16 protein-coding genes are annotated in these 18393 nt (G+C 63.8%); 13 read left to right on the forward strand and 3 right to left on the reverse strand.

The genetic code is table 11. The features are described from left to right. The first annotated feature begins 23 nt into the window (after window positions 1-23). Genes ilvA through AC6I6U_RS05240 form a run of 4 tightly spaced genes read left to right on the forward strand, consistent with a single transcriptional unit; the run spans window position 24 to window position 3756 of the window. Window positions 24-1538: a threonine ammonia-lyase, biosynthetic gene (ilvA, locus tag AC6I6U_RS05225; RefSeq protein ID WP_497880974.1), complete on the forward strand. Its 1515-nt coding sequence runs from the start codon at window positions 24-26 to the stop codon at window positions 1536-1538. A 52-nt stretch (window positions 1539-1590) separates the two neighbouring features. Further along, complete coding sequence (locus AC6I6U_RS05230; RefSeq protein ID WP_497880975.1) at window positions 1591-2019, forward strand: DUF2269 family protein; 429 nt, start codon at window positions 1591-1593, stop codon at window positions 2017-2019. A 16-nt stretch (window positions 2020-2035) separates the two neighbouring features. Then, entirely contained in the window at window positions 2036-3292 is a 1257-nt protein-coding gene (locus AC6I6U_RS05235; RefSeq protein ID WP_497880976.1) for an SDR family oxidoreductase, read from the forward strand. Then, on the forward strand, window positions 3289-3756 hold the full coding sequence (locus tag AC6I6U_RS05240) for a DUF2269 family protein (protein WP_497880977.1): 468 nt from the start codon (window positions 3289-3291) through the stop codon (window positions 3754-3756). Before AC6I6U_RS05235 ends, AC6I6U_RS05240 begins: the two co-directional genes overlap by 4 nt. 152 nt (window positions 3757-3908) lie before the next feature. Here AC6I6U_RS05240 and AC6I6U_RS05245 read toward each other — a convergent pair whose 3' ends face one another. Continuing rightward, entirely contained in the window at window positions 3909-4565 is a 657-nt protein-coding gene (locus AC6I6U_RS05245) for a histidinol-phosphatase (protein ID WP_497880978.1), read from the reverse strand. Between the two features lie 143 nt (window positions 4566-4708). On the opposite strand from AC6I6U_RS05245, the gene AC6I6U_RS05250 reads away from it, so the two are divergent. Both AC6I6U_RS05250 and ptsP read left to right on the forward strand, forming a co-directional pair. Further along, on the forward strand, window positions 4709-5188 hold the full coding sequence (locus AC6I6U_RS05250) for an RNA pyrophosphohydrolase (protein WP_010450599.1): 480 nt from the start codon (window positions 4709-4711) through the stop codon (window positions 5186-5188). Window positions 5189-5209: 21 nt separating this feature from the next. Then, window positions 5210-7483 carry a phosphoenolpyruvate--protein phosphotransferase gene (gene ptsP, locus AC6I6U_RS05255; RefSeq protein ID WP_497880979.1) on the forward strand — a complete coding sequence of 758 codons (2274 nt, stop codon included), beginning with the start codon at window positions 5210-5212 and terminating at the stop codon, window positions 7481-7483. A 295-nt stretch (window positions 7484-7778) separates the two neighbouring features. Here ptsP and AC6I6U_RS05260 read toward each other — a convergent pair whose 3' ends face one another. After that, window positions 7779-8525, reverse strand: a complete 747-nt coding sequence (locus AC6I6U_RS05260; RefSeq protein WP_497880980.1) for an NRDE family protein — start codon at window positions 8523-8525, stop codon at window positions 7779-7781. A gap of 109 nt (window positions 8526-8634) precedes the next feature. On the opposite strand from AC6I6U_RS05260, the gene AC6I6U_RS05265 reads away from it, so the two are divergent. The 3 genes from AC6I6U_RS05265 to AC6I6U_RS05275 all read left to right on the forward strand — a co-directional run bounded on the left by AC6I6U_RS05265 (window position 8635) and on the right by AC6I6U_RS05275 (window position 11385). Continuing rightward, window positions 8635-9417 (forward strand): sulfite exporter TauE/SafE family protein, encoded by a 783-nt coding sequence (locus AC6I6U_RS05265; RefSeq protein WP_497880981.1) that lies wholly within the window; start codon window positions 8635-8637, stop codon window positions 9415-9417. A gap of 126 nt (window positions 9418-9543) precedes the next feature. After that, window positions 9544-10365 carry a prolipoprotein diacylglyceryl transferase gene (lgt, locus tag AC6I6U_RS05270; protein WP_497880982.1) on the forward strand — a complete coding sequence of 274 codons (822 nt, stop codon included), beginning with the start codon at window positions 9544-9546 and terminating at the stop codon, window positions 10363-10365. A gap of 48 nt (window positions 10366-10413) precedes the next feature. After that, window positions 10414-11385 carry a thymidylate synthase gene (locus AC6I6U_RS05275; RefSeq protein ID WP_497880983.1) on the forward strand — a complete coding sequence of 324 codons (972 nt, stop codon included), beginning with the start codon at window positions 10414-10416 and terminating at the stop codon, window positions 11383-11385. A 56-nt stretch (window positions 11386-11441) separates the two neighbouring features. Here the strand turns inward: AC6I6U_RS05275 and cadR are convergent, their stop codons facing one another. Then, window positions 11442-11888: a Cd(II)/Pb(II)-responsive transcriptional regulator gene (gene cadR / locus AC6I6U_RS05280; RefSeq protein WP_497880984.1), complete on the reverse strand. Its 447-nt coding sequence runs from the start codon at window positions 11886-11888 to the stop codon at window positions 11442-11444. 85 nt (window positions 11889-11973) lie between these two features. On the opposite strand from cadR, the gene AC6I6U_RS05285 reads away from it, so the two are divergent. The 4 genes from AC6I6U_RS05285 to AC6I6U_RS05300 all read left to right on the forward strand — a co-directional run bounded on the left by AC6I6U_RS05285 (window position 11974) and on the right by AC6I6U_RS05300 (window position 18365). Further along, window positions 11974-14352: a heavy metal translocating P-type ATPase gene (locus AC6I6U_RS05285; protein WP_497880985.1), complete on the forward strand. Its 2379-nt coding sequence runs from the start codon at window positions 11974-11976 to the stop codon at window positions 14350-14352. A gap of 31 nt (window positions 14353-14383) precedes the next feature. Further along, window positions 14384-15247, forward strand: coding sequence for a LysR family transcriptional regulator (locus AC6I6U_RS05290; protein ID WP_497882989.1), 864 nt, complete (start codon window positions 14384-14386; stop codon window positions 15245-15247). 315 nt (window positions 15248-15562) lie between these two features. Then, the gene (locus AC6I6U_RS05295) at window positions 15563-16639 is read left to right on the forward strand and encodes a putative 2-aminoethylphosphonate ABC transporter ATP-binding protein (protein WP_497880986.1); all 1077 of its coding nucleotides are present in this window, start codon (window positions 15563-15565) and stop codon (window positions 16637-16639) included. Window position 16640: 1 nt separating this feature from the next. Continuing rightward, window positions 16641-18365, forward strand: coding sequence for a putative 2-aminoethylphosphonate ABC transporter permease subunit (locus tag AC6I6U_RS05300; protein ID WP_497880987.1), 1725 nt, complete (start codon window positions 16641-16643; stop codon window positions 18363-18365). Window positions 18366-18393: the final 28 nt, after the last annotated feature.

Raw genomic sequence — 18393 nt, forward strand, 5'->3', positions numbered from 1 at the left:
CAACCCGCCAGTGATGCTTTCCGATGCTCGAACAGTACGTCAAGAAGATCCTCACCTCGCGCGTTTATGACGTTGCCGTGGAAACCCCGTTGCAGAGCGCCCGCCAGCTTTCCGAGCGGCTGGGCAACCAGGTCCTGCTCAAGCGTGAGGACCTGCAGCCGGTGTTCTCCTTCAAGATTCGCGGCGCCTACAACAAGCTGACCCAGCTCAGCGACGTCGAGCGCGCCCGTGGCGTGGTCACCGCTTCGGCGGGCAACCATGCCCAGGGCCTGGCCCTGGCGGCCAAGGTGTTGGGGGTCAAGGCGACGATCGTGATGCCCAAGACCACGCCGGAAATCAAGGTCGAGGGTGTCCGTTCCCGCGGTGGCAAGGTGGTGCTGCATGGCGATACCTTCCCGGAAGCGCTGGCCTACTCGCTGAAACTGGTCGAGGAAAAAGGCTATGTCTACATCCACCCCTACGACGATCCGCACACCATTGCCGGGCAGGGCACCGTGGCAATGGAAATCCTGCGCCAGCATCCCGCGCCGCTGGACGCGATTTTCGTGCCGGTCGGTGGTGGCGGACTGATCGCCGGGATTGCGGCCTACGTGAAGTACCTGCGTCCGGAGGTCAAGGTGATCGGCGTCGAACCGGACGACTCCAACTGCCTGCAGCAGGCCATGGCGGCAGGGGAGCGAGTGGTGCTGCCTTCGGTGGGGATCTTTGCCGACGGTGTGGCGGTGGCCCAGATCGGCCAGCACACCTTCGATATCTGCAAGGACCATGTCGACGAGGTGATCACCGTCAGCACCGACGAGATCTGCGCGGCAATCAAGGACATTTACGACGATACCCGTTCGATCACCGAACCGGCCGGGGCCCTCGGTGTGGCCGGGATCAAGAAGTACGTCGAGCAGCGCAAGATCAGCGGACAGACCCTGGTGGCCATCGATTCCGGCGCCAACGTCAACTTCGACCGCCTGCGCCATGTCGCCGAGCGCGCCGAGCTGGGTGAAGGCCGCGAAGCGATCATCGCCGTGACCATTCCCGAGCAACCGGGCAGCTTCAAGGCGTTCTGCGAGGCCATCGGCAAGCGCCAGATCACCGAGTTCAACTACCGCTATCACACCGGCAGCGAAGCGCACATTTTCGTTGGCGTGCAGACCCATCCGGACAACGATCCGCGCAGCGTGCTGATCGAGAGCCTGACCCGCCAGGGCTTCCCGGTGCTCGACATGACCGACAACGAACTGGCCAAGCTGCATATCCGCCACATGGTCGGTGGTCATGCGGCACGGGTCAGCGACGAAATGGTACTGCGCTTCGAGTTCCCGGAGCGTCCGGGTGCGCTGTTCAACTTCCTCAACAAGCTCGGCGGGCGCTGGAACATCTCGATGTTCCACTACCGCAACCACGGCGCAGCCGATGGCCGGGTGGTCGCCGGCCTGCAGGTGCCGAGCGAGGAGCGCCACCTGGTTCCCGCCGCCCTGGCGGAAATCGGCTATCCGTATTGGGATGAAAGCGACAACCCGGCCTATCGCCTGTTTCTCGGCTGAGACCGGGCGGATGACTGCTACGCTGATGGGCAACCACTAAGGAAAACGCCAGATGGAAACCTTCACTGCCCTGAAAGTGCTGCACAGTACGGTCACGGTGCTGCTCCTCGGTAGCATCCTGGCGGTGGCCATCTGGTTTTGGCGTGGACGCCGGGCCGGTGACCTGGCGATCCAGGGGCGGTTGCTGAAGATGCCCTGGGTGCTGGCCTGGTGGCTGATGGCGCTGTGCTTGGTGGTGCAGCCGGTCAGCGGTTGGTGGCTGGTCCACCTGGGCGGATTTCCGTTGGGCCAGACCTGGCTGCTCGGCTCGAGCGTTCTCTACACTTTCGGTTGCCTGGCCTGGGCCTGGCTGGTGGTGCGGCTCAATCGCCTGCGCCGGGGCGAGGCGGGCGGCAGTTGGAAATTCACGCTGGCGTTGGCGATCTTCAGTACGCTGTGTTTCGTCGGGATTGCTGCCCTGATGGGCGCCAAACCGGTTTAGTCCGCCAAGGATCGTCATGAAAGTTCTCCTGGTGGGGGCCACGGGTTTCGTTGGTCGCCACTTGCTTGCCGCGCTGACCACCAGCGGTCACGAAGTGGTTGCCACCAGTCGGCGTCATCATTCCCGTGACCTGTCCGACGTCGAATGGCAGGTCCTCGACCTGGATCGGCTGGCCAGCGACCCCAATCATTTCGTCATGCCCCAGGGCATCGACCTGCTGATCAATGCGGCGGGGCTATTGAGCGTCGACCGCGAGGCGCTGCAGCGGACCCAGGATCTTGGCACGCGTGCGCTGTTCGACCTGGCGGCGGAGCGACAGGTGCGGGTCCTGCATATTTCCGCGCTGGGCGCCGGCGAGCAGCCGGACGTGGCCTTTCTGGCCAGCAAGGCGGCGGCCGACAATTACCTGATGGAACTCGATGTATCGGCGGTGGTGCTGCGTCCCTCGCTGCTGGTGGGGGCGGGCGGGACCAGCAGTGGCTGGTTGACGCGCCTGTCGCCCTGGCCACTGATTCCCCTGTTCGATCTCGACGCGCGGCTGCAGCCGGTGCACATCGATGATGTGTCCGGTGCAGTGCTGGCGTTGCTGCGGCACTGGCCATCGTCTGCGCGGATCGTGCCGTTGGTCGGGCCGCAAGCGTTGACCCTGGCGCAACTGCTCGATCACCTGCGTGCCGCCCAGGGCTGGGAGCCGGCGCGATACTTGAGGATCCCGCCATGGCTCGCGGCGGCCGGTACCTGGTGTGGCGAACGCCTGGGCTGGAAAGCCTGGAATCACCAATGCCTGCGCATGGCCCGGCGCGACAATGTCGCCGATCCTGAATTGCTGGCAACGTTGTGCGGCTATCGGGCTGCACCATTGGCGACCCATCTGGTCGATTGGCCGAATGCCGCGCAGAGCGTGCAGGCGGCCCTGCGTCCGCTGATGCTGGCGGTGATGCTGCTGATCTGGTTCGGCACTGCCGCCGTGTGCCTCGGGCCGGGTTACGACTGGAGCCTGCGGATCATGGCCGAATTCGGTGTAACGGGCGGTGCTGCCAGCTTCGCCGTGTGGCTCGGTTCGCTGTGCGACGCCCTGCTCGGGCTGGGCATGCTGTTCAAGCGCTGGCGCCGCCGGACGTTCCAGGCCCAGTTGCTGCTGATGGCCAGCTACACCCTGATCATCAGCCTGGTGCTCCCGCACTACTGGTTTGACCCTTACGCCGCCGTCGCCAAGAACCTGGTGCTGATGGTGGCGACTCTCTGGCTTCTATGGACTGAACCGCGTCGATGAGCGCCTACCTGATACTCAAGACCCTGCATATCCTGTCTTCCACCGTTCTCTTCGGTCTGGGCGCCGGCTCTGCCTATTACGCGTTGCGGGCCTGGCGTACCGGCAAGGTCGAGGTGATTGCGGTGACGTTCCGCCACTTGGTGTTCGCCGACTGGGCTTTCACTACGACCACGGCGGTGTTCCAGCCATTGAGCGGGTTGGGGCTGGTGCATCTGGCGGGCTGGCCGCTGGGCCAGGCGTGGCTGGTGTGGAGCATGGGTCTGTTCGTGCTGGCGGGCATCTGCTGGTTGCCGGTGGTCTGGCTGCAGATACGGGTGCACCGGATGGCGGATCAGGCGCTACGCGAGGGGACGGAGATGCCGCTCAAGGCGCAGGCGTACATGCGCTGGTGGTTTGCGCTGGGTTGGCCGGCATTCCTGGCGTTCATGGCGATTTTCTACCTGATGGTCGCCAAACCGGCCTGAGCGCCTTGTGGTGATCTTGCGGGCCTCTTCGCGGGCAAGCCCTGCTCCTACAGGACGATGTCGTACACAAGGGCCCAGTACGCCTCGAATCTGTAGGAGCAGGGCTTGCCCGCGAAGAGGCCGCCAGGTCTTGCCTGGCTCCAGGGGGAGGGTCAGCCGCGCAGGCTGATCACCGGCCAGCCACGCCGCTCGGCCTCGGCCTGCAGGTTCGGGTCCGGGTCCACCGCCACCGGGTGGCTCACCTGCTCCAGCAGTGGCAGATCGTTCATCGAATCACTGTAGAAGTAACTGTCCTGCAGGCTGTGGCCGGTTTCCTCCAACCAGCGGTTCAGGCGCGTCACCTTGCCTTCACGGAAGCACGGGACATCGGTGCTACGCCCGGTGTAGCGGCCGTCCTGCATCTCGCACTCGGTGGCGATCAGCGTCTCGACACCCAGGCGTGCGGCAATCGGCCCGGTCACGAAGCGGTTGGTGGCGGTGATGATGACCAGTTTGTCACCGGCGTCACGGTGCCGGGCCAGCAGTTCCAGGGCCTTGGGCAGGATGATCGGCTCGATGCAGTCGCGCATGTAGTCGCGATGCCACTCGTCCAGCTGCGCCATTTCGGTGCGGCCGAGGATTTCCAGGCAGAAGTTCAGGTATTCGGCGTTGTCCAGCTTGCCGGCCAGGTAGTCCTGGTAGAACTCATCGTTGCGTTTCTTGTAGGCAACCGGGTCGAGAATCTCCCGTTCGCACAGGTAGTCGCCCCAGGCGTGGTCGCTGTCGCCGCCCAAAAGTGTGTTGTCCAAGTCGAATAAAGCCAGACGCATTGCAGTTACTCGCTGAAAAGCCTGTAGAAAGGCGATCAGAATACGGTCTTTTCACAAGAGTGCACATAAGGTATGGCGGTGCGTTGCTGCTTTCACAACCTTTGTGGAACAATGCGATGACATGCGTTTACGAGGTGGTTGCCGTGATCGACCCCGATGGTTTCCGTCCTAATGTCGGGATAATTCTGACGAATGATGCTGGTCAGGTCCTATGGGCTCGCCGGATCAATCAAGATGCATGGCAGTTTCCGCAAGGTGGGATCAATCCTGACGAGACGCCTGAAGACGCCTTGTACCGCGAATTGAACGAAGAAGTCGGCCTGGAACGAGAGGATGTGCAGATTCTGGCCTGTACCCGAGGCTGGTTGCGCTATCGTTTGCCGCAACGTCTGGTGCGTACCCACAGCCAACCGCTGTGCATCGGCCAGAAACAGAAATGGTTTCTCCTGCGCCTGCTGTCCAACGAGCAGCGGGTGCGGATGGATTTGACCGGTAAACCGGAGTTCGATGGCTGGCGCTGGGTCAGCTATTGGTACCCGTTGGGCCAGGTGGTGACATTCAAGCGCGAGGTTTATCGTCGCGCGCTCAAAGAGCTTGCCCCGCGCCTTTTAACGCGCGACTGACACGGAGTTCGACCCCGAGCCATGCTCAATACGCTGCGCAAGATCGTCCAGGAAGTTAACTCCGCCAAGGATCTCAAGACGGCGTTGGGGATTATTGTCTTGCGCGTCAAAGAGGCCATGGGCAGCCAGGTCTGCTCGGTCTACTTGCTCGACCCCGAGACCAATCGCTTCGTGCTGATGGCCACCGAAGGCCTGAACAAGCGCTCGATCGGCAAGGTCAGCATGGCGCCGAACGAGGGCCTGGTCGGCCTGGTCGGCACCCGCGAAGAGCCCCTGAACCTCGAGAACGCCGCCGATCACCCGCGTTACCGCTACTTCGCCGAGACCGGCGAGGAACGTTATGCGTCTTTCCTTGGTGCGCCGATCATTCACCACCGCCGCGTCGTCGGCGTGTTGGTCATCCAGCAGAAAGAGCGTCGCCAGTTCGACGAGGGCGAAGAAGCCTTCCTGGTGACCATGAGCGCCCAGCTGGCCGGGGTTATCGCCCATGCCGAGGCCACCGGTTCGATCCGTGGCCTGGGCCGTGAAGGCAAGGGCATCCAGGAAACCAAGTTCGTCGGCGTGCCGGGCTCACCGGGTGCTGCAGTCGGTACCGCGGTGGTGATGCTGCCGCCGGCGGACCTGGACGTGGTGCCGGACAAGGCCATTACCGATATCGATGCCGAACTGGCGCTGTTCAAGACCGCCATCGAGGGTGTGCGCAACGACATGCGCACCCTGTCGACCAAGCTGGCCAGCCAGTTGCGCCCGGAAGAGCGGGCACTGTTCGATGTCTACCTGATGATGCTCGATGACGCCTCGCTGGGCAGTGAGGTGACCAACGTCATCAAGACCGGCCAATGGGCCCAGGGTGCCCTGCGCCAGGTGGTTACCGATCACGTCAATCGCTTCGAACTGATGGATGACGACTACCTGCGCGAGCGTGCCTCGGACGTCAGGGACCTCGGTCGCCGGCTGCTGGCCTACCTGCAGTCCGAGCGCCAGCAGAACATGGTCTACCCGAAGAACACCATTCTGGTGAGCGAGGAGTTGACCGCGACCATGCTGGGCGAGGTGCCGGAAGGCAACCTGGTCGGCCTGGTGTCGGTACTCGGTTCGGGTAACTCCCACGTCGCGATCCTGGCCCGGGCCATGGGTATCCCGACGGTGATGGGCCTGGTCGACCTGCCGTATTCCAAGGTCGACGGCATCGAGATGATCGTCGACGGTGCCCGTGGCGAAGTCTTCACCAACCCCAGCGAACTGCTGCGCAAGCAGTACGTCAGCGTGGTGGAAGAGGAACGCCAGCTGTCCCAGGGCCTCGATGCCCTGCGTGAGCTGCCTTGCGTGACCACCGATGGCCACCGCATGCCGCTGTGGGTCAACACCGGCCTGCTGGCCGACGTCGCCCGCGCGCAACAGCGTGGCGCGGAAGGCGTGGGGCTGTATCGCACCGAAGTGCCGTTCATGATCAACCAGCGCTTCCCGAGCGAGAAGGAACAGCTGGCGATCTACCGCGAACAGCTCTCGGCGTTCCACCCGCAGCCGGTGACCATGCGTAGCCTGGACGTCGGCGGTGACAAGTCGCTGTCGTACTTCCCGATCGTCGAGGACAACCCGTTCCTTGGTTGGCGCGGTATCCGCGTGACCCTCGACCACCCGGAAATCTTCCTGGTGCAGACCCGGGCCATGCTCAAGGCCAGCGAAGGCCTGAATAACCTGCGCATCCTGCTGCCGATGATCTCCGGTACCCATGAGGTGGAGGAGGCGCTGCATCTTATCCACAGGGCCTGGGGTGAAGTTCGCGACGAGGGCACCGACGTGCCGATGCCGCCGGTTGGCGTGATGGTCGAGATTCCCGCAGCGGTGTACCAGACCCGCGAACTGGCGCGCCAGGTGGATTTCCTTTCGGTCGGTTCCAACGACCTGACCCAATACCTGCTGGCCGTGGACCGTAACAACCCACGGGTGGCCGACCTGTACGACTACCTGCACCCGGCAGTGCTGCAGGCCCTGCAGAACGTGGTCCGTGATGCCCACGCCGAAGGCAAGCCGGTGAGCATCTGTGGGGAAATGGCTGGCGACCCGGCGGCGGCGGTGCTGCTGATGGCGATGGGTTTCGACAGCCTGTCGATGAACGCCACCAACCTGCCGAAAGTGAAATGGATGCTGCGTCAGATCAGCCTGAGCAAGTCCCAGGAACTGCTGGAACAGGTGATGACCATCGACAACCCGCAAGTTATCCACAGTACCCTGCAACTGGCGCTGAAGAATCTCGGGCTGGGGCGGATGGCCAATCCGGTGGTCAAGCACTGATCAGTGGCAGGTGTGACGCGGAGCGTCACCGGCGGCATTCCCACGCAGGGCGTCACTCGTGTCCGGTAAACACCAAAAGGGGCGCACCACAGCCTTTGTGGCGAGCGGGCTTGCCCGCGCTCGGCTGCACAGCAGCCGTAAAACTGCGCACGAAGTATCGCGGTAACCGGTCTCAGGAGCACTACGCGCTCCAGCGCGGGCAAGCCCGCTCGCCACAAGGATGACGGTGCGCCCGGTGTTTCACTGCTTGGCGTAACGATCCGCACTCCACGACCCGGTGCGCTGCGCGTCACACTCAGAGCGTCAACTCCACTTCGCCCAGGTGCCCGCCATGGGGGCCGAAGCTGCGCTCGACCAGTCGCCGCGTACCGTCGGCATTGACGATCAGCGCCGTGCTCGCCCTCGTCCCGTAGCTGGGGCTGGCGATGAAGATGCTGGACAGCAGGCTTTCGGTCGCCAGGCCTACGCCAGTGTCCGGCAGCTCTGCAAATGGCGCGGTGCTCGGGTCGCCCAGCATGGCCAGCAGGTTCTCCGGTGCGGGTCGGTCCAGGGTCTGCGCCAATGCCGCCCTGGCCTTGAGCAGCTTCGGCCAGGGGGTGTCGAGCCCGGCATTGGACAGCCCGTAGACGCCCTCTGGCAATCGACGCGGTTGGCCCTCATGGGAGTTGAAGTGCCACAGCTCTTTCCCGTCACCCAGCAACAGGTTGAATCCGGCGTACTCCGGCGATCGTGCGACGATGTCCTGGAGATAATCGGCAATCGGAGTGTTTCCGCCAAGGAAACGAGCGACCAGTTCGCCCCGCGAGCGACGTGCCGGTGGCTGGTGGGGATTGCGGATGTTGGTCAGGGCGGCGAAGCGCCGGTCGGCACCGACGCCGAGCCAGGTGCCACCGGCTTCCAGGTCTCGCCCGGCATGGATCTGCGGGTTTTCCGGCCACTGGCCCAGGGGCAGGCTGGGGCGGGCATAGAATTCGTCGCGGTTGGCCGCGACGATCAGTGGCTGGGCGTGGCTCGGGCGCCAGGCAAAGACAATCAGGCACATCAGGTGGTCCCTCTGTGTTTTCGCTCACTTTACGCAGGGTGTCCGTCGTCATCCAGTAGAGACGAGCGGCATGCATCCGTTACCATGCCGGTCTTGTTTCGGGGGATGCATGGAATTTCTGCTCTATCTGCTGCTGGGCGCCTGTGCGGGCGTGCTGGCCGGGCTGTTCGGCGTCGGTGGCGGGATCATCATCGTCCCGGTGCTGGTGTTCAGCTTCACCCTGCAGGGTTTCGACAGCTCGATCCTGACGCACCTGGCGGTGGGTACGTCCCTGGCGACCATCATTTTCACGTCGTTCAACACCATTCGCGGCCATCATCGCCGGGGCGCGGTCCGCTGGCCGATCTTTACCTGGATGGCCCTGGGCATCCTGCTGGGTGCGGGGCTTGGGGCGTTGACGGCCAAGGCGATTGCCGGGCCGAACCTGCAGAAGATCATCGGTGTGTTCGCCCTGGTCGTCTCGGTACAGATGGCGCTGGACCTCAAGCCCAGGACCCGCCGGGAGATTCCCGGCAAGCTCGGGTTGGGCCTGGCGGGCGGGGTGATTGGCTGGGCTTCGGCGATTTTCGGCATCGGTGGCGGTTCGCTGACCGTGCCGTTCCTCACCTGGCGCAGCCTGCCGATGCAGCAGGCGGTGGCGACTTCGTCGGCCTGCGGGCTGCCGATTGCCGTGGCCAGTACCCTGAGCTTCATGCTGCTGGGCTGGCATGATCCCCTGTTGCCGGAGCACAGCCTGGGCTTCATCTACTTGCCGGCCTTGCTCGGCATCGCCCTGACCAGTATGTTTTTCGCCCGCTTTGGCGTTCAGCTGGCGCACAAGCTCTCGCCGCTGCTGCTCAAGCGGCTGTTTGCCGGGCTGTTGTTCTGTGTCGGGATGAAGTTCCTGATCTGACCTCAGGTCCGGTTCAGTGTGCCGGACGCAATATTGGCTTAATGGCAGGGCCCCATCATGGCCCGCCAGCCTGTTCGTCGCTTGAGCGAGCAGGTCCTGAATTTTCTACTCTATCAAGGAGTCGCAATGCTGCCTTACCCGCAGATCGACCCGGTGGCCCTGGCCATCGGTCCGCTGAAAATCCACTGGTACGGCCTGATGTACCTGGTCGGCATTGGCGGTGCGTGGCTGCTGGCCTCCCGGCGCCTGAACCGTTTCGACCCGACCTGGACCAAGGAGAAACTCTCCGACATGGTGTTCTGGCTGGCCATGGGGGTGATCGTCGGTGGGCGGCTGGGGTATGTGCTGTTCTACGATCTGCCGGCGTACATTGCCAACCCGACGCTGATCTTCGAGGTCTGGAAGGGCGGCATGGCCTTCCACGGCGGTTTCATCGGGGTCATGCTGGCCGCCTGGTGGTTTGGCCGGCGTAACGGCAAGTCGTTCTTCGAGCTGATGGACTTCGTTGCGCCGATGGTGCCGATCGGCCTCGGTGCCGGACGGATCGGCAACTTCATCAATGCCGAACTGTGGGGTAAGCCGAGCGATGTGCCGTGGGCGATGGTGTTCCCGCCGTTCAGCGATCCGGCGCAACTGCCGCGCCATCCGTCGCAGTTGTACCAGTTCGCCCTCGAAGGTGTGGCACTGTTCGTCATTCTCTGGCTGTTCTCGCGCAAGCCGCGGCCGACCATGGCGGTTTCCGGCATGTTCGCGTTGTTCTACGGGATCTTCCGTTTTATCGTCGAATTCGTCCGGGTACCGGATGCGCAGCTTGGCTACCTGGCGTTCGGCTGGGTGACGATGGGGCAGATTCTCAGCCTGCCGATGATCATCGGTGGCCTGGCGCTGCTGTGGTTCGCCTATCATCGCAACTCGACCACTCCGGCGACGAAAGACGCCGCGCTTTAAATTCGAATCGGGGCCCACGGGCCCCGTATTCAAGGATGCAGGTAATTCATGAAGCAATATCTCGATCTGGTCGCCCACGTCATCAAGAACGGCACCAAGCAGGCCAACCGCACCGGTGTGAACACCATCAGCTTTCCCGGTGCGATGCTGCGTTATGATCTCAAGGAAGGTTTTCCGGCGATCACCACCCGCAAGCTGGCCTTCAAGTCCGCCATTGGCGAAATGTGCGGCTTCCTCCGTGGAGTGAACAACGCCGCCGAGTTCCGCGAGCTGGGTTGCAAGGTCTGGGACCAGAACGCCAACGAAAACGCCCAGTGGCTGGCCAACCCGTTCCGCCAGGGCGATGACGACCTGGGCGAGATCTACGGCGTGCAATGGCGCAAGTGGCCGGCCTACAAGCAGATCCCGGCGAGCAACCGCGCCGCCATCGAGCAGACCCTGGCCCAGGGCTACCGGCAGATCGCCCAAGGCGAGGAAGACGACCAGGCCTATGTGGTGCTGTACAAGGCGATCGACCAGGTTCGCCAGTGCGTCGACACCATCATCAAGGACCCGGGCAGCCGGCGCATCCTGTTCCACGGCTGGAACTGCGCGCAACTGGACGAAATGGCCCTGCCGCCGTGCCACCTGCTGTACCAGTTCCACCCGAATGTCGAGACGAAGGAAATTTCCCTGACCCTCTACATCCGTTCGAATGACCTGGGCCTGGGTACGCCGTTCAACCTGACCGAGGGCGCGGCGCTGCTGAGCCTGATCGGCCGCCTGACCGGCTACACGCCGCGCTGGTTCACCTACTTCATCGGCGATGCCCATGTGTACGAAAACCACCTGGACATGCTCAACGAACAACTCGCCCGCGAGCCGTTCCCGATGCCGAAACTGGTGATTTCCGACCGCGTGCCGGAGTTTGCCAAGACGGGCAAGTACGAGCCGGAGTGGCTGGAGAAGGTCGAGCCGAGTGATTTCAGCCTGGAAGGCTACCAACACCATGCGCCATTGACGGCGCCGATGGCGGTCTGAGTCGTCAGGTGAAGACGCATCGTGGCGAGCGGGCAAGCCCGCTCGCCACAGGGGGCTCAGTGCCCGTGACTTCTCGCGACATGTGAATGCTCTTCAGCTGGCACCACGCTGCCGCTGACTTCCAGGCGCTGCAGGATTGCGCACTGGTCCGCCTCCGGCCCACCGCCACAGCGCTGGCGCAGGTCCAGCAACTGGGCCTGCAATGCCAGCAGCCCGTCGATCCGTGCCTTGACGTGATGGATATGCTCGTCGACCAGCGCATTCACGCTTTCGCACTGGTCTTGCGGGCTGTCGCGCAGGCTCAGCAGGCTGCGGATTTCCTCCAGGGTCATGTCCAGGCTGCGGCAATTGCGGATGAACGTCAGGCGCTCGACATGGGCCTGGGTGTACAGGCGGTAGTTGCCCTCGCTGCGCGCCGGTTCCGGCAGCAGGTTCTCCTTCTCGTAATAGCGGATGGTTTCCACCTGGCAGTCGGTGAGTTTCGCCAGTTCGCCAATCTTCATCGTCGGATCTCCCAAAAGGGTGCTTGACCCTATAGTGGCTACAGGGTGTTCACTTGGCAACAGGCACCTTTCAGGGACGTATCCCATGAGCGACTCCATTCACACTCCGCGCAAACCGGGTCATGAGCATCCGCACGCCGGTCATGAACACAAGCATGAACATGGCGGCTCCTGCTGTTCGAGCGCCGTCGAGCCTGTCTCCGACGCCGGGCACCAAAATGCTGATCACGATCACGATCACGATCATGCCCATGCGGGCAAACCGATCCATGACCACGGCAAGGCCGGGCACGCCCATGGCTGTTGTTCGGGGGCCGAGGCGCCAGCGCTGGTCAACCTTGGCAATGGCTCCAGCGTCGACGGTCGCCTGAGCCGCTTCCGCATTGAAGCCATGGACTGTCCCACCGAGCAGACGCTGATCCAGAACAAGCTGGGCAAGCTGGCCGGTATCCAGCAACTGGAATTCAACCTGATCAATCGGATTCTCGGCGTGACCCACGATCTGCCGTCGACCGCGCCGATCATCGAGGCGATCAAGTCGCTAGGCATGCAGGCCGAGCCGCTGGAAGACGGTGCGGATGAGCAGGCCGCCAGCCAGCCCCCGGCGAAGAAACCCTGGTGGCCGCTGGCCGTATCCGGGGTGGGCGCCCTGGCGGCCGAAGTCATCCACTTCACCAACGCCGCGCCCACCTGGGTGGTGGCCCTCGTCGCGCTGGTCTCGATTCTCAGCGGCGGCCTGGGCACCTACAAGAAGGGCTGGATCGCCCTGAAAAACCGCAACCTGAACATCAACGCGCTGATGAGCATCGCCGTGACCGGCGCCGTGCTGATCGGCCAGTGGCCGGAAGCGGCGATGGTGATGTTCCTCTTCACCATTGCCGAACTGATCGAGGCGCGCTCGCTGGATCGTGCCCGCAACGCCATTGGTGGCTTGATGCAGATGGCCCCGGAAACGGCGACGGTGCGCCAGGTGGATGGCAGCTGGGTGGAAGTCGAGGTCAAGGGTGTCGAACTCGGTGCTCTGGTTCGGGTTCGGCCCGGCGAGCGCATAGGCCTGGACGGCGAGGTGGTTTATGGCTCATCCAGCGTCGATCAGGCGCCGATCACCGGCGAAAGCCTGCCAGTCGAGAAAACTCCTGGTGACAAGGTGTTCGCCGGTACCATCAACCAGGCTGGCTCACTGGACTACCGGGTGACGGCAGCTGCGGGCAACTCGACCCTGGCGCGGATCATCCATGCGGTGGAGCAGGCCCAGGGTGCACGGGCGCCAACCCAGCGTTTCGTCGACCGCTTCTCGACGATCTACACTCCGGCGGTATTCGCCCTCGCGCTGGCTGTGGCGGTGGTCCCGCCGCTGTTCATGGGCGGCCTGTGGTTCGATTGGATCTATCGGGCGCTGGTCCTGCTGGTGGTCGCCTGTCCTTGTGCCTTGGTGATCTCGACGCCGGTCAGTATCGTCAGCGGCCTCGCGGCTGCAGCGCGAAAGGGCATCCTGGTCAAGGGCGGGGTCTATCTGGAAAGTGGTCATCAGCTCGACTACCTGGCCCTCGACAAGACCGGCACCCTCACCCACGGCAAGCCGGTGCTGACCGACTTCCTGCCATTGGAAGCGCTGCATAGCGAGACGGCCCCGGCGATTGCTGCCAGCCTCGCCGCCCGTTCTGATCACCCGGTATCCCTGGCGATTGCCCGCGATGCCCGGGACAAGCAGCTCGAGCTGCACGAAGTCGAGGCCTTCGAGGCCCTGGCCGGTCGTGGCGTGCGTGGCGATATCGGCGGCCAGCGTTATCACCTGGGCAACCATCGGCTGGTGGAAGAGCTGGGCCTGTGCTCACAGGCATTGGAAGAAAAACTCTTTGCCCTGGAGCAGCAGGGCAAGACCGTCGTGCTGTTGCTAGACAGCTCCGGCCCGCTGGCGCTGTTCGCCGTGGTCGATACGGTCAAGGACTCCAGTCGCGAGGCCATCCGCCAGTTGCACGAGCTGGGCATCAAGACCCTGATGCTCACCGGCGACAACCCGCACACCGCCAAGGCGATCGCCGCCCAGGTGGGGATCGACGAGGCTCGTGGCGACCTGCTGCCGACCGACAAGCTGCAGGCCATCGAGGCACTGTACGCCAAGGGGCACCGGGTCGGCATGGTCGGCGACGGCATCAACGATGCGCCGGCGCTGGCCCGCGCCGAGATCGGTTTCGCGATGGCGGCAGCCGGGACCGATACCGCCATCGAGACTGCCGATGTCGCCTTGATGGACGACGATCTGCGCAAGATTCCAGCGTTCATTCGCCTGTCGCGGCAGACTGCGGGTATTCTCAAGCAGAACATCGCCCTGGCCCTGGTCATCAAGGCGATCTTTCTTGCGGTAACCTTCCTGGGGATGGCGACCATGTGGATGGCGGTCTTCGCCGACATGGGCGTCAGCCTGCTGGTGGTGTTCAACGGTCTGCGTCTGTTGCGCAAATAGACGATGAGAGGGTGATGTGCCGAGTGCCGAATTGAAGAGTGCGGAGCTGAAGGCGTTTTACATGGTCGCCCGCCTGGGGAGCATCACCGAGGCGGCGAAAAAGCTCGGCCTCAGCCAGCCCACCGTCACTACCCAGATCCGGCATCTGGAAAGCCAGTACTCGGTCGAACTGTTCTATCGCGGTGGCCGTCGGCTGAGCGTCAGCGAGGAGGGCGCGCGGCTGCTGCCGATGGTCAAGGCGCTGCTGCAGCAGGAGGCCGACATCGAGTTCTTCCTGCGCAACAGTGGCCAGGTGCAGGGCGCCTTGCGCATCGCCGCGACTGCGCCGTACTACATTCTCGACCTGGTCAAGGCGTTCCGTGAGCGCTTGCCCCAGGTCGAGGTGTCGATGGAGATCGGCAACTCCCAGCAGGTGCTGGAGGCGTTGGAGGAATACCGGGTCGACGTCGCCGCCTCGTCACAGTTGCTTGAAGACCCGCGGCTGATCCGCCGGGTGTTGGGCAGCGATCCATTGGTACTGGCGGTGCATCGCAACCATCCATTGGCGATTCATGACCACGTGCCGCTGAGTGCGCTGGCCGGGCATTGCCTGCTGATGCGCGAGGCCGGTTCGACCACCCGGCAACTGACCGAAGAGTTGTTGCGTAATGCCCACGTCAGTCATGGGCCGCTGCTGGAGATCGGCAGCCGTGAGTCGATCCGCGAGGCGGTGCTGCGCAATATCGGCATCAGCATCATTGCCCGCCAGGAAGTGCCCCATGATCCGCAGTTGCGAGTGCTGAGCATCGAGAATGCGCCGCAGATCCCGGAGTACCTGTATTGCCTCAAGGAACGCAAGTCGGCGCGCCTGCCGGCGGCGTTCATGGGGCTGGCGCAGGAGATGGCGCCGGCCTGACTGATAGGAATGGCGGCCCATGTGGAGAGCGGGCTTGCCCGCGCTGGGCGCACCGCGCCCCAAAACCGGAAGGCCCAGTCCATCAGAAAAGTCGAGGCGGTTGGGTTTGCGACGGCTGCGCCGCCGAGCGCGGGCAAGCCCGCTCGCCACATAATCCTCTGCGACAGAAATGAGGCGTGGAAACTTCCACGATACCTGCAATCCGTTTCCTACCCAAATCCACCAATACCACTATCGGCAGCTTTTGCCTTATTGCCACATGGCGTACGCATTGCCGCCCTAGCATGACTCTCATTCGCTCGATGAGGTCTGCCCATGAACAATCCGATCGCCCACTCCCTGGCCAATCCCGGCGCGGCACTGAAAGTCCGTGGTGTGCAGAAGCGCTTTGGCGCCTTCACCGCGCTTGAGAACGTCTCCCTCGACGTCGCCGCCGGCGAGCTGGTGTGCCTGCTGGGGCCGTCGGGTTGTGGCAAGACCACGCTGCTGCGCTGTATCGCCGGCCTCGAGCGCCAGGACGACGGCGAGCTGTTCCTTGGCGAGCGCAATGTATCCGAGCTGCCGCCCCAGGCCCGTGACTACGGCATTCTGTTCCAGTCCTACGCGCTGTTCCCCAACCTTACCGTGGAGGCCAACATCGCCTACGGCCTGACCGGTAGCGGTCGTGATGAAGTGCGCCAGCGTGTGGCGCAAATGCTCGAACTGGTCGGTCTGTCCGGCAGTGAAAAGAAATACCCCGGCCAGCTCTCCGGCGGCCAGCAGCAACGCGTGGCCCTGGCCCGCGCCCTGGCTCCGGCACCGTCGTTGTTGTTGCTCGACGAGCCAATGTCGGCGCTCGATGCCCGAGTGCGCGAACACCTGTGCAGTGAGTTGCGCCAGCTGCAACGCAGCCTCGGCGTGACCACATTGATGGTCACCCACAACCAGGACGAGGCCATGCTGATGGCCGACCGGATCGCCGTGATGAACAACGGCAAGGTCGAGCAGTACGCCACGCCACGGGAAATCTACGACAAGCCGGCCACGCCGTTCGTCGCCGAGTTCGTCGGCCAGGGCAACTGGCTGCCGTTCCAGCAAAGCAGTGCCCAGCACGCCCAGGTCGGCAATGTGCAGTTGCGCCTGGCCGATGGTGCTGCGCGGACTGGTTCCGGGCGGCTGTTCTGTCGCCCCGAGTCGATCAATGTCAATCCGCCGGTGCATGAAGAAAACCTGTTTGCCGCACGGGTGCGCGAAATCACCTTTCTCGGCAACCGCTGCCGCATGAGCTTCGAACTCAACGAGTTGCCCGGCCACCCGCTGCTGGCCGAAGTCGGCCCGCAGGACATGCCGCGCCTGGGCTCGCCGGATATCTGGGTCGCGTTGCCGCCGCGCAGCCTGCAGGTGTTTGCCTGAGATGGCCGCTGACATCAGCCTGGCGCTGGCGCGCAAACCAGTCGCGAAGTCCCTGGGCGGCGACTTTGGCGACCACCTGTTCGTGGTTGGCGGCAAACTGCTCTGGCTCTGTCTGCTAGGTGTCGCGGTGCTGTTGCCGCTGCTGGCGATCTTCTGGCGCGGTTTCAGCAGTGAGGCCGGGCAGGGCGGTGGCTGGCTCGCCGCACGGGAGCTGCTGGGCAGCGACAACTTCCATTGGCTGCTGGGCAACAGCCTGAAGGTGTCCTTCAGCGTTGCGGCGATCGTGGTACCGCTGGCCTACCTGTTCGCCTACGCCCTGCAACGTACCCTGATTCCCGGCAAGACTCTCTGGCGTGGCCTGTCGCTGCTGCCGCTGATGGCGCCGTCGATGCTGCCGGGGATTGCCCTGGTCTACCTGTTCGGCAACCAGGGCCTGTTGCGTGGATTGCTGGCGGACAACATCTACGGTTTCTGGGGCATTGTCCTCGGCGAGGTCATCTATACCTTTCCCCATGCGCTGATGATCCTGCTGTCGGCGCTGTCCCTGACCGATGCGCGGCTGTTCGACGCTGCGTCGAGCATGGGCGCCAGCCCCTGGAAGGCCTATCGCAGCATTACCTGGCCGGCCACCCGGCAGGCTGTGTTCGCCGCCCTGTGCCTGGTGTTCACCCTGACCATCACCGACTTCGGCGTGCCGGTGGTGGTGGGTGGCGATTACCAGGTGCTGGCGCTGGAGGCCTACAAGGCGGTGGTTGGCCAACAGCAGTTCGGGCGTGGTGCGCTGATCGGCATGATTTTGCTGTTGCCAGCGCTGTTCAGCTTTGCCGTCGATGCCTGGCTGCGTCGACGCCAGGGTGATGCCATGAGCGGTCGGGCCCAGGTGTTCCGGCCAGTACGCAGCCCGTTGCGGGATGCCTGCTACCTGGCGATTGTCCTGCTGATCTGCGCCGCACTGCTGCTGGTGTTCGGCATGGCGGTGTACTCGTCGCTGGTGAAATTCTGGCCATACAACCTGTCGCTGTCCCTGAATCACTACCACTTCGACGAGACCGCAGGCGGTGGCTGGCGGGCCTACCGCAACAGCCTGACCATGGCCCTGTGCACCGCGCTGGTTGGCAGTGCGCTGATCTTCACCGGTGCCTATCTCATGGAGAAGACCCGCGGCCAGCGTGGCCTGAACCTGGCGCTGCGCCTGCTCAGCTTCGTGCCGATGGCGGTGCCGGGCCTGGTTCTTGGGCTGGGCTACGTGTTCTTTTTCAACCTCATTGGCAACCCGCTGCATGTGTTCTACGGGACCATGACCCTGCTGGTGATGTGCACCATTGCGCACTACCTGACCACCGCGCAGATGACCGCGACCACTGCACTGCGCCAGCTCGACGGCGAATTCGAGGCTGCCGCGCTGTCGCTGAAGACGCCGCTGTACCGGCACTACCTGCGGGTCACGGTGCCGATCTGCCTGCCGGCCCTGCTGGACATCATCCGCTACCTGTTCGTTTCGGCGATGACCACGGTGTCGGCGGCGATCTTCCTCTATAGCCCCGACACCCTCCTCGCGGCGGTGGCGGTACTGAACATGGACGACGCCGGCAACGTTGGCGGTGCGGCGGCCATGTCGACCCTGATCCTGATCACCTCGGCGGGCGTGTCGCTGCTGCTGGCCTGGACCTCGCGCGGCTTGCTGCGTCGCACCCAGGCCTGGCGGCAGACCGTGCCCGGCCATTGATTCGTCCACCCGTACAACCCAAGGAACC

This window comes from Pseudomonas sp. UTLPPB19802, from assembly GCF_059730225.1.

Bases quoted from the DNA above. Each gene is read 5' to 3' on its own strand.
- ilvA (WP_497880974.1), top strand. From the start codon at position 24: ATGCTCGAACAGTACGTCAAGAAGATCCTCACCTCGCGCGTTTATGAC.
- AC6I6U_RS05230 (WP_497880975.1), top strand. From the start codon at position 1,591: ATGGAAACCTTCACTGCCCTGAAAGTGCTGCACAGTACGGTCACGGTG.
- AC6I6U_RS05235 (WP_497880976.1), top strand. From the start codon at position 2,036: ATGAAAGTTCTCCTGGTGGGGGCCACGGGTTTCGTTGGTCGCCACTTG.
- AC6I6U_RS05240 (WP_497880977.1), top strand. From the start codon at position 3,289: ATGAGCGCCTACCTGATACTCAAGACCCTGCATATCCTGTCTTCCACC.
- AC6I6U_RS05245 (WP_497880978.1), bottom strand. From the start codon at position 4,565: ATGCGTCTGGCTTTATTCGACTTGGACAACACACTTTTGGGCGGCGAC.
- ptsP (WP_497880979.1), top strand. From the start codon at position 5,210: ATGCTCAATACGCTGCGCAAGATCGTCCAGGAAGTTAACTCCGCCAAG.
- AC6I6U_RS05260 (WP_497880980.1), bottom strand. From the start codon at position 8,525: ATGTGCCTGATTGTCTTTGCCTGGCGCCCGAGCCACGCCCAGCCACTG.
- AC6I6U_RS05265 (WP_497880981.1), top strand. From the start codon at position 8,635: ATGGAATTTCTGCTCTATCTGCTGCTGGGCGCCTGTGCGGGCGTGCTG.
- lgt (WP_497880982.1), top strand. From the start codon at position 9,544: ATGCTGCCTTACCCGCAGATCGACCCGGTGGCCCTGGCCATCGGTCCG.
- AC6I6U_RS05275 (WP_497880983.1), top strand. From the start codon at position 10,414: ATGAAGCAATATCTCGATCTGGTCGCCCACGTCATCAAGAACGGCACC.
- cadR (WP_497880984.1), bottom strand. From the start codon at position 11,888: ATGAAGATTGGCGAACTGGCGAAACTCACCGACTGCCAGGTGGAAACC.
- AC6I6U_RS05285 (WP_497880985.1), top strand. From the start codon at position 11,974: ATGAGCGACTCCATTCACACTCCGCGCAAACCGGGTCATGAGCATCCG.
- AC6I6U_RS05295 (WP_497880986.1), top strand. From the start codon at position 15,563: ATGAACAATCCGATCGCCCACTCCCTGGCCAATCCCGGCGCGGCACTG.
- AC6I6U_RS05300 (WP_497880987.1), top strand. From the start codon at position 16,641: ATGGCCGCTGACATCAGCCTGGCGCTGGCGCGCAAACCAGTCGCGAAG.